15 protein-coding genes are annotated in these 13,953 nt (G+C 50.7%); 13 read left to right on the plus strand and 2 right to left on the minus strand.

Annotated elements, in window-relative coordinates; genetic code table 11:
- Positions 1 to 9: 9 nt before the first annotated feature.
- From purF to O1Q74_RS06615, 7 genes are all read left to right on the plus strand, one after another.
- Positions 10 to 1,527, plus strand: a complete 1,518-nt coding sequence (gene purF / locus O1Q74_RS06585) for an amidophosphoribosyltransferase (RefSeq protein WP_271877297.1) — start codon at positions 10 to 12, stop codon at positions 1,525 to 1,527.
- Between the two features lie 214 nt (positions 1,528 to 1,741).
- Positions 1,742 to 2,314 (plus strand): UbiX family flavin prenyltransferase, encoded by a 573-nt coding sequence (locus O1Q74_RS06590; protein WP_271877300.1) that lies wholly within the window; start codon positions 1,742 to 1,744, stop codon positions 2,312 to 2,314.
- Positions 2,315 to 2,728: 414 nt separating this feature from the next.
- Positions 2,729 to 3,508 (plus strand): lysine/arginine/ornithine ABC transporter substrate-binding protein, encoded by a 780-nt coding sequence (locus O1Q74_RS06595; protein WP_271877302.1) that lies wholly within the window; start codon positions 2,729 to 2,731, stop codon positions 3,506 to 3,508.
- Positions 3,509 to 3,691: 183 nt separating this feature from the next.
- Positions 3,692 to 4,381 carry a histidine ABC transporter permease HisQ gene (locus tag O1Q74_RS06600; protein ID WP_271877305.1) on the plus strand — a complete coding sequence of 230 codons (690 nt, stop codon included), beginning with the start codon at positions 3,692 to 3,694 and terminating at the stop codon, positions 4,379 to 4,381.
- Positions 4,374 to 5,090, plus strand: coding sequence for an ABC transporter permease (locus tag O1Q74_RS06605; RefSeq protein WP_271877307.1), 717 nt, complete (start codon positions 4,374 to 4,376; stop codon positions 5,088 to 5,090). The genes O1Q74_RS06600 and O1Q74_RS06605 overlap by 8 nt, the downstream gene beginning before the upstream one ends.
- A 16-nt stretch (positions 5,091 to 5,106) precedes the next feature.
- A complete protein-coding gene (gene hisP / locus O1Q74_RS06610; protein WP_271877309.1) occupies positions 5,107 to 5,880 on the plus strand; it encodes a histidine ABC transporter ATP-binding protein HisP in 774 nt (257 codons plus the stop codon).
- A 192-nt stretch (positions 5,881 to 6,072) separates the two neighbouring features.
- Entirely contained in the window at positions 6,073 to 7,266 is a 1,194-nt protein-coding gene (locus O1Q74_RS06615) for an IS4 family transposase (protein ID WP_271877311.1), read from the plus strand.
- 148 nt (positions 7,267 to 7,414) lie between these two features.
- Here the strand turns inward: O1Q74_RS06615 and O1Q74_RS06620 are convergent, their stop codons facing one another.
- Positions 7,415 to 8,104 (minus strand): epoxyqueuosine reductase QueH, encoded by a 690-nt coding sequence (locus O1Q74_RS06620; protein ID WP_271877314.1) that lies wholly within the window; start codon positions 8,102 to 8,104, stop codon positions 7,415 to 7,417.
- A gap of 340 nt (positions 8,105 to 8,444) precedes the next feature.
- On the opposite strand from O1Q74_RS06620, the gene dusC reads away from it, so the two are divergent.
- The 6 genes from dusC (at position 8,445) to pbpG (ending at position 12,924) form a co-directional block, all read left to right on the plus strand.
- On the plus strand, positions 8,445 to 9,380 hold the full coding sequence (gene dusC, locus O1Q74_RS06625; protein WP_271877317.1) for a tRNA dihydrouridine(16) synthase DusC: 936 nt from the start codon (positions 8,445 to 8,447) through the stop codon (positions 9,378 to 9,380).
- A complete protein-coding gene (locus O1Q74_RS06630) occupies positions 9,370 to 9,918 on the plus strand; it encodes a hypothetical protein (RefSeq protein WP_334311396.1) in 549 nt (182 codons plus the stop codon). Before dusC ends, O1Q74_RS06630 begins: the two co-directional genes overlap by 11 nt.
- A 402-nt stretch (positions 9,919 to 10,320) precedes the next feature.
- Positions 10,321 to 10,863, plus strand: coding sequence for a class IV adenylate cyclase (gene cyaB, locus O1Q74_RS06635; RefSeq protein WP_271877322.1), 543 nt, complete (start codon positions 10,321 to 10,323; stop codon positions 10,861 to 10,863).
- Positions 10,864 to 10,923: 60 nt separating this feature from the next.
- A complete protein-coding gene (locus O1Q74_RS06640; RefSeq protein ID WP_271877325.1) occupies positions 10,924 to 11,280 on the plus strand; it encodes an FMN-binding protein in 357 nt (118 codons plus the stop codon).
- A gap of 36 nt (positions 11,281 to 11,316) precedes the next feature.
- The gene (locus O1Q74_RS06645) at positions 11,317 to 11,826 is read left to right on the plus strand and encodes a DUF6622 family protein (RefSeq protein ID WP_271877328.1); all 510 of its coding nucleotides are present in this window, start codon (positions 11,317 to 11,319) and stop codon (positions 11,824 to 11,826) included.
- A 150-nt stretch (positions 11,827 to 11,976) separates the two neighbouring features.
- A complete protein-coding gene (gene pbpG / locus O1Q74_RS06650; RefSeq protein WP_225087714.1) occupies positions 11,977 to 12,924 on the plus strand; it encodes a D-alanyl-D-alanine endopeptidase in 948 nt (315 codons plus the stop codon).
- A 250-nt stretch (positions 12,925 to 13,174) separates the two neighbouring features.
- Here pbpG and O1Q74_RS06655 read toward each other — a convergent pair whose 3' ends face one another.
- Positions 13,175 to 13,861, minus strand: coding sequence for a glutathione S-transferase family protein (locus tag O1Q74_RS06655; RefSeq protein ID WP_271877332.1), 687 nt, complete (start codon positions 13,859 to 13,861; stop codon positions 13,175 to 13,177).
- Positions 13,862 to 13,953: the final 92 nt, after the last annotated feature.

Here is a 13,953-nt window from a genome sequence, read left to right on the forward strand (position 1 = left end):
AAAGACACCATGTGCGGTATTGTCGGTATCGCCGGTTTTACACCGGTCAACCAGTCGATTTATGACGCGTTAACGGTGTTGCAACACCGTGGGCAGGATGCAGCGGGTATTGTAACCATCGATGCCTTTAATTGTTTTCGCCTGCGTAAGGCCAATGGCCTGGTGAAAGATGTGTTTGAAGCGCGGCACATGCAACGCTTACAGGGAAACATGGGGCTTGGTCACGTGCGTTATCCAACCGCGGGCAGTTCCAGCGCCTCGGAAGCACAGCCTTTCTATGTTAACTCTCCTTTCGGTATCACGTTGGCTCACAACGGTAACCTGACTAACGCCCACGAGCTGCGTAAAAAGCTGTTCGAGCAGGAGCGCCGTCACGTTAACACCACGTCTGATTCTGAAATTCTGTTAAATATTTTTGCCAGAGAGTTGGATCGTTTCCAACATTATCCGCTGGAAGCCGATAATATTTTTGCGGCCGTTGCCGCGACGCACCAGCAAATTCGCGGTGCCTATGCCTGTGTCGGCATGATTATCGGTCACGGTATGGTGGCTTTCCGCGATCCTAACGGGATTCGTCCGCTGGTGATTGGTAAGCGCGATCTGGAAGATGGCCGCAGCGAATATATGGTGGCGTCGGAAAGCGTCGCGCTGGATACGCTGGGCTTTGAATTTTTACGCGATGTGGCGCCGGGAGAAGCGATCTACATTACGGAAAAAGGGCAGCTATTTACTCGCCAGTGTGCAGAGAATCCAAAGAGCAACCCGTGCCTGTTCGAGTATGTCTACTTCGCTCGCCCGGACTCTTTTATCGATAAAATCTCGGTTTACAGCGCACGCGTTCGCATGGGCCAGAAGCTGGGTGAAAAGATTGCACGTCAGTGGGAAGATCTCGATATTGATGTCGTGATCCCGATTCCTGAGACATCGTGTGATATCGCGCTGGAAATCGCGCGTATCATCAACAAGCCGTACCGACAGGGATTTGTGAAAAACCGCTACGTTGGCCGTACCTTTATCATGCCGGGGCAGCAGGCGCGTAAGAAATCGGTGCGCCGTAAACTGAACGCCAACCGTGCCGAATTCCGTGATAAAAACGTGCTGCTGGTGGATGACTCGATTGTGCGCGGTACCACGTCGGAGCAGATTGTGGAGATGGCGCGTGAAGCGGGAGCCAAACGTGTTTATCTGGCCTCGGCGGCACCGGAAATTCGCTTCCCTAACGTGTATGGCATCGACATGCCGAGCGTGAATGAGCTGATTGCTCACGGTCGTGAAGTGGATGAAATCTGTAAGATTATTGGCGCTGATGCACTTATTTTCCAGGATCTCGACGATCTGATCGAGGCGGCGCGTGAAGATAACCTGGATATTGCTCAGTTTGAATGCTCGGTGTTCAACGGAATTTACGTGACGAAGGATGTCGATCAAGGCTATCTGGATTATCTGGAAGTCTTGCGCAACGACGACGCCAAAGCGTTACGTAGCCAGAATGAAGTCGAAGATCTGGAATTGCACAACGAAGGCTAACGGCTAACTGCACGTTAAAGCTTCATCGAAGGGGGAAGGCACGAAAGTGTCTTCCCTCTGTCGTATATCGAAATGACTTGTATAGAGAAAACATTCTGTATCGAGAAAATAGGGTTTCGGCGCTTCTCCTTGCTTATCGCCAATCAATGCGGCAAAGTTTGCGCAGATGATTTTTCCGCGTTTTTGCTTACGCGGTCAGCCAGAGGCAGTACGAATGAAGCGACTCATTGTTGGGATTTCCGGCGCCAGCGGCGTTATTTACGGCGTCCGGCTGCTACAGGTTTTACAGACGCTGGAAGGTATCGAAACACATTTGATCATGAGTCAGGCCGCTCGGCAGACGCTGGCGTTAGAAACCGATTTTAGCCTGCGTGATGTGCAGGCGTTAGCTGATGTGGTGCATGACACGCGTGATATCGCTGCCAGCGTCTCTTCGGGGTCGTTTAAAACGGCGGGGATGGTGATTTTACCCTGTTCGATAAAAACCCTGTCCGGCATTGTGCACAGCTACAGCGATAACCTATTAACCCGCGCGGCCGATGTGGTGCTGAAGGAGCGTCGTCCTTTGGTGCTGGGGGTTCGTGAAACGCCGCTGCATCTAGGGCACTTACGGCTGATGACGACCGCCGTTGAGCTAGGCGCGATCATCATGCCGCCTGTGCCTGCGTTCTATCATCGCCCAGAAAGTGTGCAGGACATTGTCGATCAGACGGTGAATCGTATTCTGGACCAGTTTGATATCGCGCTGCCGAAAGATCTCTTTATCCGCTGGCAAGGTGCGTCGTAGCAGGATAGACGCTAACGTGCGTCATTTTCTTCTTTCCGGGCAGTAAAGCGTTACTGCCCTTTTTTTGTGCCTTTTTATCACATTGCACCAATTTTGCACGCAAGGGCACTTAAATGGTGCATTTAAGTTTTTGTATTCATAGCAATGCTATCTATCCTTATTATTGCATGCCAAAAAATTTTTATTAAAATATTTAATAATCAATTGGTTATTTATTATTTCTCGCATGTATTGCCCATAGGGGTTTTACAATGTCCTTGCGTTCATTGTGGCATGAAAACTGCTATGAAAAAGGTAATCGTCGGCGTTAGAAAGCAAATAGCATTCATCTCGTTCATTTTTAAAGCAATAAATCGATATCTGTTCCGACATTGACGACACATGACATCAATCACTCATGATAAGGGTAGCAATATGAAGACACTGATCAAAGTTTTGCCGTTGGCACTCATTCTGGCTGCGGGCAGCGCGATGGCGGAGATTCCTAAGAATATTAAAATCGGCACCGATCCGACCTATGCTCCCTTTGAATCCAAAAATGCCAGCGGCGAACTGGTTGGGTTTGATATCGATCTGGCAAAGGAGTTGTGCAAGCGTATTCAGGCTAACTGTACGTTTGTGGAAAGTGATTTTGATGCGTTAATCCCTTCCCTTAAAGCTAAAAAGATTGATGCCATCATCTCTTCCCTGTCCATCACCGAAAAACGCCAGCAGGAAATTGCTTTCACTGAGAAGCTGTATGCGGCTAACGCGCGTCTGATTGCGAAGAAAGGCGCGAGCATCGAACCCACGTTGGCTTCTCTGGGCGGCAAGCGTGTAGGCGTATTGCAGGCATCAACGCAGGAGGCCTTTGCCAACGCGAACTGGCAGCCAAAAGGTGTTGAAGTTGTTGCTTATCAAAATCAGGATCTGATTTACGCGGATCTGGCCGCAGGCCGCATCGATGCTGCTTTTCAGGATGAAGTGGCGGGAAGCGAAGGTTTCCTGAAGCTTGATATGGGTAAAGACTACGCATTTGCTGGTCCGGCGGTAAAAGATGATAAATTCTTCGGAGTGGGGACGGGGATGGGCTTGCGTAAAGCGGATACCGAACTGAAAGCTGCACTGGACAAGGCTTTTGAAGAGATGCGTAAAGACGGTACCTACGATTCCTTCGCGAAAAAATACTTCGATTTTGACGTCTACGGCGGCTAATGTCGCCACAACGATGCATATCGTTATCACGGTACATATTTCTTTATCACAGTAGATTCTTTATTACAGTAGATAGTGTGTAGCGGGATCGCAGGATAATACGGCACGGGATCGTTCCTCCCGTGCCGTGTTCCTGATGATGACGCACCGTGCCATTAACCGCTATTTCAACGGATATCATTGATGCTTTATGGCTATTCCCAGCTAATTCTGGATGGCGCCATCATGACGCTGGAGCTGGCAGCCAGTTCGCTATTGTTGGCACTGGTTATCGGCCTGATTGGCGCATCGGCGAAGCTGTCTGCCAATCGTCTGCTGGCAGGGTGTTTTTCCTGCTATACCACGCTGATTCGTGGCATTCCCGATCTGGTGCTGATGTTGCTGATTTTCTATGGCCTGCAAATCGTCTTAAACGGCGTGACGGAGTCGATGGGGATGGCGCAGATTGACATCGATCCTTTAACCGCCGGGATTATTACGTTGGGCTTTATTTACGGCGCGTATTTCACGGAAACCTTTCGCGGTGCCTATCTTGCCGTGCCGCGTGGACAAATCGAAGCGGCTGTGGCGTTCGGTTTTTCTCCCATAAAGGTGTTCCGTCGTATTCTGTTTCCTTCCATGATGCGCTTCGCGCTGCCGGGCATTGGCAATAACTGGCAGGTGATCCTGAAAGCCACGGCGCTGGTGTCATTGCTTGGCCTGAATGATGTGATTAAGGCGACGCAACTGGCTGGCAAGGGCGCACATGAACCGTTTTATTTTGCGCTGGTTGCCGGGGCGATGTACCTGATTTTTACCACCGTTTCTAACGGCGTGTTGTGGTGGCTGGAAAGGCACTATTCGCAGGGAGTCAAGAAAGTAAACTATGAGTGAGATCCTGCAACAATATTGGCAGCCGCTACTGTGGAGCGATGGTTACCGTCTGACCGGGCTGGCGATGACGCTCTGGCTGCTCATTTCTTCGGTGATCATCGGTGGGCTGATGGCGTTGCCGCTGGCGATTGCCCGGGTGTCGCCGCGACGCCGATTCAGTTTTCCGGTATGGCTATTTACTTATATATTCCGCGGTACGCCGCTCTATGTGCAGCTTCTGGTGTTCTATTCCGGCGTGTATAGCCTGGAGATTGTGCGCGGTACCGACCTGCTGAATGCCTTTTTTCGCAGCGGACTAAACTGTGCCATTTTGGCGCTGGCGCTCAATACCTGTGCGTATACGACAGAGATTTTCGTAGGCGCCATCCGCGCGGTGCCGCATGGGGAAATTGAAGCGGCCAGAGCATACGGCTTCTCTCGCTTTAAGCAGTATCGCTGCATTATTTTGCCGGGGGCGCTGCGTATTGCGCTGCCTGCCTACAGCAACGAAGTGATTCTGATGCTGCATTCGACGGCGCTGGCCTTTACCGTGACCGTACCGGATATTCTGAAGATTGCCCGTGATATCAACGCCGCAACCTACCAGCCGTTTTATGCATTTGGTATCGCTGCGGTTATCTATCTGGCGATCTCGTTTGTGTTAATCGGGCTGTTCAGAAGAGCGGAACGGCGCTGGTTACGTCATCTTTATACCCGTTCATCCCATTAAACGCAGGAAAAAGAGCATGTCGAATAACAAACTGATGGTGACGGAACTGCGTAAACGCTATGGCCAACATGAGGTGCTTAAAGGGATCTCATTACAAGCGAAAGCGGGTGACGTTATTTCAATTATTGGCTCGTCTGGTTCGGGAAAAAGTACCTTACTGCGCTGCATTAATTTTCTGGAAAAGCCCTGCGAAGGGGCGATTTACGTCAGCGATCAGGAAATTCGCATGGTGCGAGATACGGACGGGCAGTTGAAAGTGTTTGATAAAAAACAGCTTCAGATGCTGCGGACGCGCCTGACGATGGTGTTTCAGCACTTTAACCTGTGGAGCTTCATGACGGCGTTGGAGAACGTGATGGAAGCGCCGATTCAGGTATTAGGACTGAGCAAAGCGGAAGCGTGCGAGCGGGCGGTGTTCTACCTGAACAAGGTTGGGATCACGGATGCTGCTCAACAGAAATATCCGTCGGATCTTTCTGGTGGTCAGCAGCAGCGTGTTTCCATTGCACGGGCGCTGGCGATGGAGCCGGAAGTCTTGTTGTTTGATGAACCTACGTCAGCGCTCGATCCCGAACTGGTCGGCGAGGTGTTGCGCATCATGCAGCAGCTTGCGGAGGAAGGGAAAACGATGGTGGTGGTGACGCATGAAATGGAGTTTGCCCGCCATGTTTCCAGCCACGTTATCTTCCTGCATCAGGGCGTAATCGAAGAGGAAGGGCCACCGGATCAGCTGTTCGGTAGCCCGAAAAGTGCGCGTTTGCAGCAGTTTTTGTCAGGGGCATTGAAGTAGATTTTGGGGCTGATGATGCGCATTGAGCGATGATAATGGGTAGATCGTAAAGACGCTGTGAATACATCCCTGTACGCTCGAGCCGTGCAGATATGATTCACCCTTTCAGGCTGAGGAATCCCCAGAAAACAAGACAGGCATAGAGTTTTATGATCTACTGATTTTCGCCAAAAAATTCAATGAGATCACCCTATGCCTGTCCGTAAAGTATGCCAGACTTTTTTCCGTCACGCTTTAGCTTCAACACATCAATATCGACAACATGCGCTTATTGATTCCACCGCTGCGTTGATAAGCGGTGCCACGCTTTCACTCACCTGCATCGGGCGTTATTTACCCGGCCCTGCTCGCGTGAAAGATAAAATAAAACGGGTTGCTCGCCTTTTGGGAAACACTGCGCTTCATCACGATATCCCGAAAATATTTAATCAGATTACGTCCATGATGACCAAAAACATGCCGTGGTGTGTTATTGCCGTCGACTGGAGTGGCTATCCCTCCCAGGCTTTTCATGTCCTGCGTGCCAGCCTTGTCTGTGATGGCCGCGCTATCCCCTTGATGAGTCAGGTGGTTCCGTCAGAAAAGCAAAACAATATTTTGATACAGAAAGCCTTTCTTGACGCGCTTGCCTGTGCTATTGCCCCGCAAATGAAAGTCACCCTCATCACCGACGCGGGCTTCCACAATGAATGGTTTCGGCATATCAAAGCACTGGGATGGGACTTTATTGGTCGCATCCGGGGAAACGTAAAATTTTGCCTTCATCATGGCCCGGAACGCTGGCTGAACGTGAAAGACTGTACTGGCACGGCGCGCGCGGAATATCTGGGAGCCGGAACGCTGGCGCGTTCAAAAAAGGCGCAATGCAACGGACATTTTTATCTTTATAAAAAAGCGCCGAAAGGCCGAAAAAGCCAACGTCGCAAAGGGAAACCGAGCCATCCCACAACAGAAAAAGAACAGCGTGCGTCAGCTAAAGAGCCGTGGCTGCTATTTACCAGTACTGATGAATTCAAGCCCCATGAAATTATGAAACTCTACAGCAGGAGAATGCAGATTGAACAAAACTTTCGCGATGAAAAGAGTGAGAGATTTGGCTTTGGCTTACGCGCCTGTGGAAGCAAAACGGGTGAGCGGCTTTGGGTGCTGAGTTTGCTGGCAACACTGGCATCAATTGTTCTCTGGTTATTAGGATATCATTTTGAAAATAAAGGTCTTCATCTTCATTATCAGGCGAACAGCCTTAAAAGTCGAAGAGTGATATCGTTTTTGACACTGGCGGAAAATGTACTGCGGCATTCACCGCGAATAATCAGGCGAGTGAAGCTGGAGAGTATTTTAGCCCAACTCACCAGCACCTACCGAAATATGGTGCTGGTTTATTAGCGATGATTTTGTGGGGATCCCTCAGCCTGTAAGGGTGAATCTCAGGGATGAGATTCATATCTGCGCAATCCGAGTGTCCATATATGTATTTACCGCGTCTTTACGATCTATCCGTTACTACCGCGCTACAGATTTTTGTGTGATGCGGTTATTCGGTTTCGTCGCCGTAATACAGTTTACCGATACGAATAATATCGCGTCCCTGTGATTTTCGATGCTTGTTGGAGTCGCGCAGAGAATAAATACAGCCGCAATACTCCTGTTGATAGAAACGTTCGCGCTTGCTGATTTCGATCATACGCGACGAGCCACCGCCTTTGCGCCAGTTGTAATCCCAGTAGGTGATGCCGGGATATTTCTGCGCGGCGTTCTGACCACATTCGTTAATCTGCTGCATGTTTTTCCAGCGGGAAATCCCCAGCGAACTGGAAATAACGCTAAAGCCGTTTTCTGCGGCGTACAGCGCCGTGCGCTCGAAACGCATATCAAAACACATGGTGCAGCGAATGCCGCGTTCGGGCTCCCACTCCATGCCTTTGGCGCGTTCGAACCAGTTGTCCGTGTCGTAATCGGCATCGATGAACGGCACGTTATGCTGTTCAGCGAAACGGATGTTTTCCTCTTTGCGGATCAGGTATTCACGCTGTGGGTGGATGTTAGGGTTATAAAAGAAAATGGTGTAATCGATGCCAGAAGCGGTGATGGCTTCCATGACTTCACCAGAGCAGGGCGCGCAGCAGGAGTGCAGCAACAGCTTGTCTGCGTTATTCGGCAGAGAAAGCTGTGGACGTTGCAGCGCGCCTATTTTGACGTTCTGCATAGTTTTGATGTTCGACATAAGAAATAGTCACTTCGTTGTGGCCCGTTAGGACAGTGTCGGCACAAATTCGTCACGAATTATTGATGATATGCTCACAAGAGGCAACCTCTGCGCCCGTCCTGCCTTATCTTTCCCGTTGCGTTCCTCGTACAATACCCCCTAAGATTGCCGGCCTCCGATCGTTTAGGCACCGAGATACACGGGGCGACCACAGGGGTGAGGTGTCCCTGCGAGAACCTCCCCCTGTGTTTCCCCTAACAACGGGCTTAAGTGACCTGTATTACTTTAAGATTGCCTGCTTTTTTAGCCGTGCAATGAATGGCTGTGATTAACGATAAAATGGTTACCGAGTAGCGTTATGCGTGTTCTGCTTGCCCCGATGGAAGGGGTTCTCGACTCATTAGTGCGGGAACTGCTGACTGAAGTAAATGATTATGACCTGTGCATCACCGAGTTTTTACGCGTGGTGGATCAGTGCCTGCCAGTTAAGTCCTTTTATCGCCTTTGCCCGGAGCTACACCATGCCAGCCGCACGCCGTCAGGCACGTTGGTGCGCGTACAGCTACTAGGGCAATATCCACAGTGGCTGGCGGAAAATGCCGCGCGAGCGGTGGAACTGGGCTCGTATGGCGTCGATCTCAACTGCGGTTGTCCGTCGAAGCTGGTGAACGGCAGCGGGGGCGGAGCGACGCTGTTAAAAGATCCCGAGCTGATTTATCAGGGCGCGAAAGCCATGCGTGAGGCGGTGCCTGCCCATTTACCGGTTACAGTGAAAATACGGCTGGGCTGGGATTCCGGCGATCGCCAGTTTGAAATCGCCGATGCGGTGCAGCAGGCGGGTGCGAGCGAACTGGTCGTGCATGGCCGTACCAAAGAGGACGGATACAAGGCGGAATGCATTAACTGGCAGGCGATAGGGGAAATCCGCCAGCGATTGCGGATTCCGGTGATCGCCAACGGCGAAATCTGGGGCTGGCAGAGTGCGCAGGACTGCATGGCGACAACGGGTTGCGATGCGGTGATGATCGGGCGGGGGGCGCTGAATGTGCCAAACCTGAGCCGCGTGATTAAGTATAACGAACCGCGTATGCCGTGGCCGGAGGTTATGCAGTTGCTTCAAAAATATGTGCAGTTGGAAAAGCAGGGTGACACGGGAATGTATCACGTTGCACGTATCAAACAGTGGCTCGGCTATTTGCGTAAAGAGTACGACGACGCCACCGAGTTATTTAGCGAAATCCGTACGTTGAAGACCTCAGCGGACATCGCACGTGTGATTGGTAATGGAGAATGATATGAACCTGAAACAGGCGTACTCGCTTGCCAGACAGCGCGTCGCGCCCGATGCGCCGGTAACGGTGCTGTGCATTGGCGAACAGCAGACGACGGTTGTCTGCGGGACGGCATCACAACCGTCGGCAACCCTGCAACTGACCATCGGTTTTGATAAAACGGCGGCGACGTTTTTTAAACATCTTCCTCCGACGCCAGACGAAATGGAATTGGCGATCATGGCGGTCGAAGATGAAGTGACGCGCATTCGCCACGACATCCCAGCGGGTTCCGCTCTGTTTGCTTTTGATCCCGCCTTGGTGGCTATCGCTCAGATTTCGGGAGCAGAAAAAGAGGACGCTGGCTGGCGTCTGCCGCAGGATGATATGGAACGGACATTTAAACGTCTGGAACGCGTCATGCTCGGGAGTCCGGCAGCCTGGGAGGGGATTCCGCTTGAGAACGCTTTTTCCGCCCGGTTGCTGATTTTGCGTGAGTTTATGCACCATCACGGCTTCGATTCTGCACTGATTTTGCTATTACCTGAGGTTGTTGCGTGAAGAACTAGCGGTTTTTGTCTTCTCAGCTACTATTAACGGCGGTCAGCGTCCAGTAAAGGCACTGACCGCATTTTTTTGTTGGGAAATATCCGAAGGTATTCGTCAATGTGCATGCTCTGACAGAAAATTGCGCTCAGGATATCTGACGTTGTAAGGTAATAATGTGGTTTTATTATCAAGGTCGGCATTGCTATCGCGGTGACAGCTTGTGACAGGACGTAAGGTATGAATCAGGGAGGATAAGAGGACGGCCACTGAGCCATATTATGTTACCTGTATGATCTATTTTACGGATGACTGAATCATTATTATCTTGAATTTCCGTATGGCAGCGTAATAACACACTGTTTTATATGACGGATGTTCAATGCTATTTCAGGGAGTCCAGTGAGGGGAAAGAACATGGTTGAACATTTCACAGGGAAATATGAAGTTGAACTTAAATTCCGCATTGACGATATAGCCATTTTCAGGAATACACTTTTTAGTCTTCATCCTGAGGCTTTTGTCTTTGAAAATAAAGAGCACGACGTTTATTACGATGATGCAGAGAATCGCCTGCGGCAGGAAAATATCAAAATGCGGGTGCGCCGCATGGAGCCATCGGGTATTAAGCTCTGGATCGTGAAAGGGCCGGGCGTCGATCGCTGCGAAGCGGTTAATGTCGAAGATTTTGAAAAAACCCACAGCATGCTACAGACGTTAGGGTATCAGCCTCTTTTTGAAATTCATAAAATTCGCAGCATCTACTTTTTAGACGCCTTCCATATTACGCTCGATTATATTGAGACCTTGGGTTATTTCGTAGAAATATCGGTAATGACCGATGATGAAACCCAGTTGAAAGCACTCAGGGATAGGTGTATAGAGTGTGCGATACGACTTCAATTGTCATTGGATAATATTGAAACGAAATCCTATTATCAATTATTAGGCTTTAACTAACTGTTATTTTCTGGTTATTGAATTGTTGTTTTTAGTGTTCGATTTACACATGGGGAAATGATGGAAAAATCTATTTCGGCGGCGTTGGCCACGGTAGTGATGGCTTTTTCTCTGTCCGTTCATGGCAGCGATGTGGCGCAATATAAAGACGGCAACTATATCGGAAAAGCGCAGGGTAAGGCGGCAGACGTTGAGGTTACGGTCAGCATTAAAGACGGGAAGATCGCTAATGCTGAAGTGCTGAAGCACGGCGATACCGAAGCCATGATGCTGAGCGCGACGGATCAAATTGTGCCGGAACTCATTGAGAAGCAGGATATTAACCAGGTGGATGCGGTAACAGGGGCGACGTTATCGAGCCAGGGCGTGATTAATGCGGTGAAACAGGCGCTGGAACAGGCAAAAGTCACACCGTAATCGTCACTGTCACCGTTGAGGAAGGAATCTACTGCCGTGGAAGACCTGCTGATTATTCTGCGTCATACACCTTACTGGGTGTGGATTGTTTTGGGTTACCTGATTTATGCCGGAATAAAAGCCAGCCAGCCGAGGCGACAATCGCTGACGCGGATGCTGGTTGTGTCAATCGTTTTCATGGTGTGGGGCGTTAGCGCCATTTTTCATACGCTGCTGTTCCCGCTTGCGGCGGCAGGAGGATTTCTGCTGACGTTGATCGTTGGGCTGGGTATCGGCTGGACGTGGGGGAAAACGTCAGGCGCTTATCTGCCAGAATCACGCGTTTTTCAGCGCACGGGGTCATGGTGGCCGCTGGGCTTAATGCTGCTGACGTTCTGTTCTCGTTTCTATTTCTCCGTCCAACTGGCTCGGTTTCCCGCGTTGGCGAATGATCCCGCATTCTGTCTGTTGTCCGGCGCGGCAAGTGGGATTACCGCGGGAATATTTAGCGGCGTCAGCCTGCGTTTGCTCAACCAGATGCGCAAAATAAAACCGTCTCTGACGTAATGCGATAAAAAACAGTGGGTTGACAAAACCGTTTGTCAAAATTTGTCACAAAGCTTTTTCTGCTGCATGAGTGCGTGGGGAAGGGCGGTAAATTATAATGCCGATGCCTATCCCTTTCATTTAACAGAATACTGTTTAAGTTATTGAAGAATGACTAAAAATTTTAAGCTTTCTCTTTGTGGCCTGTTGCTGCTGTCAACCCATGCTGTGATGTTGCCTCAGGCTGTGGCGAAAGCGCCGACGTACTCCGCCGGCACTGCGCATCAGGAAATTGCTTCCGGTAGCGCTATGGTGGTGGATTTGCGTGATAACCACATTCTGTATTCCAGTAACCCAGATGTGGTAGTGCCGATTGCTTCGGTGACGAAATTGATGACGGCGCTGGTAGTGCTGGATGCCAATCAGCCGCTGGATGAAATCATCTCTGTGGATATCAGCCAGACGAAAGAAATGAAAGGGGTGTACTCGCGCGTTCGTCTGAATAGTCAGATCAGCCGCCATGACATGCTGTTACTGGCGCTGATGTCCTCAGAAAACCGGGCCGCAGCGAGTCTGGCGCACCACTATCCAGGCGGCTATCAGGCGTTTATCCGCGCGATGAATGCCAAAGCCCGTGCGCTAGGCATGGCTCACACGCGCTATGTCGAGCCGACCGGGCTGTCCATCAATAACGTCTCGACCGCCCGCGATCTCACCAAACTCCTGATTGCCAGCAAGCAATATCCGCTGCTGAGTCAACTGAGCACCACGCAGGAGAAAACGGCGACGTTCTCTAATCCGACGTACAGCCTGCCGTTCAGAAACACGAATCATCTGGTCTATAAAGCGGACTGGAGCATCCAACTGACCAAAACGGGCTTCACGAATCAGGCGGGACACTGTCTGGTGATGCGGACGGTCATTAATCAGCGGCCTGTGGCGCTGGTGGTGCTGGACGCATTCGGTAAATACACGCACTTTGCCGATGCTAACCGTCTGCGTAAGTGGATGGAAACCGGCAAAGTTAGCGAGGTGCCTGCCGCAGCATTGAGCTACAAGAAACAAAAATCGTTGGCTTCTCGCCAACCGCAGAGCATGGCGAGCATCGAAACCGAATAACGGTTCAGACCGTTGACAAACCTATTTGCTGAATGAAAACGGGAGTAACGGAATAGAAGAGTAAAGCGTTTGCGCCAGGGATGGCGCAATCCGAGCGTACAGGGAGGTACTTGCAGCGTCTTTACGATCTATCCGTTACTCCCGCTCTACGGACTTTGTCAGCAACCTCAACCGAATAACGGTTCCTTCTTTCTAATGCTTTAGAAGGGAATATTAACGGTGGCCGAACGGGCCACCGATTGCTACAGCGCTACGCGCGAGCGCGCCGATCTTCTATCACTTCTCCCGCTTTTCTCACTTCTTCGTCATGTTCATCTTCACGCCAGGTTTCCGCTAAAGCATCTTCCAGCCAGCGCTGCATAGCAGGTTGCGCCAACAGATGGTCGCAATAGGCAGTGGCTTCCGGCGATACGGGAAGCTGATAGGTTTTGATACGGAACACAACTGGCGCAAAGAAGGCGTCCACTGCCGAAAACTGTTTTCCTGCCAGAAACGGCCCGCCAAAGCGCGTTAGCCCTTCCTGCCAGAGTTCACAGATGCGGTTAATGTCGTTGCTGAGGGCGGGAGATATTTCGTTCATTTTGACGCGCACGCCGCAGCTCATGGAACAGGTATTGCGCAGGGCGGTAAAACCAGAATGCATTTCGGCCGCGGCACAACGTGCCCAGGCACGGGTTTTGGCCTCGGCAGGCCAGACGCCGGGATGCTGCTCAGCCAGGTATTCGGTAATCGCCAATGAATCCCAAACGGTGATATCGCCGTCGATCAGGCAGGGGACTTTTGCCGTCGGTGAAAAAGCCTTAAACGCCGGCTGTGCCATGCCCGGTGCAAACGCCACCAGCTTCTCTTCGAAAGGAATCGACAGTGTTTTCAATAGCACCCACGGACGCAGTGACCAGGACGAATAATTTTTATTGGCGATATACAGCTGATACATGTCTGATGCTCCTTGTGTTGACGAAGCCCTAGGATTAGCACGAAAGGCGGTAGAAATCATCCTCTTCACCGCTGCTCTGCCATTGGTTGAAT

It is taken from the genome of Pectobacterium sp. A5351, assembly GCF_028335745.1.
GTDB lineage: Bacteria > Pseudomonadota > Gammaproteobacteria > Enterobacterales > Enterobacteriaceae > Pectobacterium.

Excerpts from the sequence above, each read along its gene's own strand:
- purF (WP_271877297.1), top strand. The coding sequence starts at position 10 with ATGTGCGGTATTGTCGGTATCGCCGGTTTTACACCGGTCAACCAGTCG.
- O1Q74_RS06590 (WP_271877300.1), top strand. The coding sequence starts at position 1,742 with ATGAAGCGACTCATTGTTGGGATTTCCGGCGCCAGCGGCGTTATTTAC.
- O1Q74_RS06595 (WP_271877302.1), top strand. The coding sequence starts at position 2,729 with ATGAAGACACTGATCAAAGTTTTGCCGTTGGCACTCATTCTGGCTGCG.
- O1Q74_RS06600 (WP_271877305.1), top strand. The coding sequence starts at position 3,692 with ATGCTTTATGGCTATTCCCAGCTAATTCTGGATGGCGCCATCATGACG.
- O1Q74_RS06605 (WP_271877307.1), top strand. The coding sequence starts at position 4,374 with ATGAGTGAGATCCTGCAACAATATTGGCAGCCGCTACTGTGGAGCGAT.
- hisP (WP_271877309.1), top strand. The coding sequence starts at position 5,107 with ATGTCGAATAACAAACTGATGGTGACGGAACTGCGTAAACGCTATGGC.
- O1Q74_RS06615 (WP_271877311.1), top strand. The coding sequence starts at position 6,073 with ATGCCTGTCCGTAAAGTATGCCAGACTTTTTTCCGTCACGCTTTAGCT.
- O1Q74_RS06620 (WP_271877314.1), bottom strand. The coding sequence starts at position 8,104 with ATGTCGAACATCAAAACTATGCAGAACGTCAAAATAGGCGCGCTGCAA.
- dusC (WP_271877317.1), top strand. The coding sequence starts at position 8,445 with ATGCGTGTTCTGCTTGCCCCGATGGAAGGGGTTCTCGACTCATTAGTG.
- O1Q74_RS06630 (WP_334311396.1), top strand. The coding sequence starts at position 9,370 with ATGGAGAATGATATGAACCTGAAACAGGCGTACTCGCTTGCCAGACAG.
- cyaB (WP_271877322.1), top strand. The coding sequence starts at position 10,321 with ATGGTTGAACATTTCACAGGGAAATATGAAGTTGAACTTAAATTCCGC.
- O1Q74_RS06640 (WP_271877325.1), top strand. The coding sequence starts at position 10,924 with ATGGAAAAATCTATTTCGGCGGCGTTGGCCACGGTAGTGATGGCTTTT.
- pbpG (WP_225087714.1), top strand. The coding sequence starts at position 11,977 with ATGACTAAAAATTTTAAGCTTTCTCTTTGTGGCCTGTTGCTGCTGTCA.
- O1Q74_RS06655 (WP_271877332.1), bottom strand. The coding sequence starts at position 13,861 with ATGTATCAGCTGTATATCGCCAATAAAAATTATTCGTCCTGGTCACTG.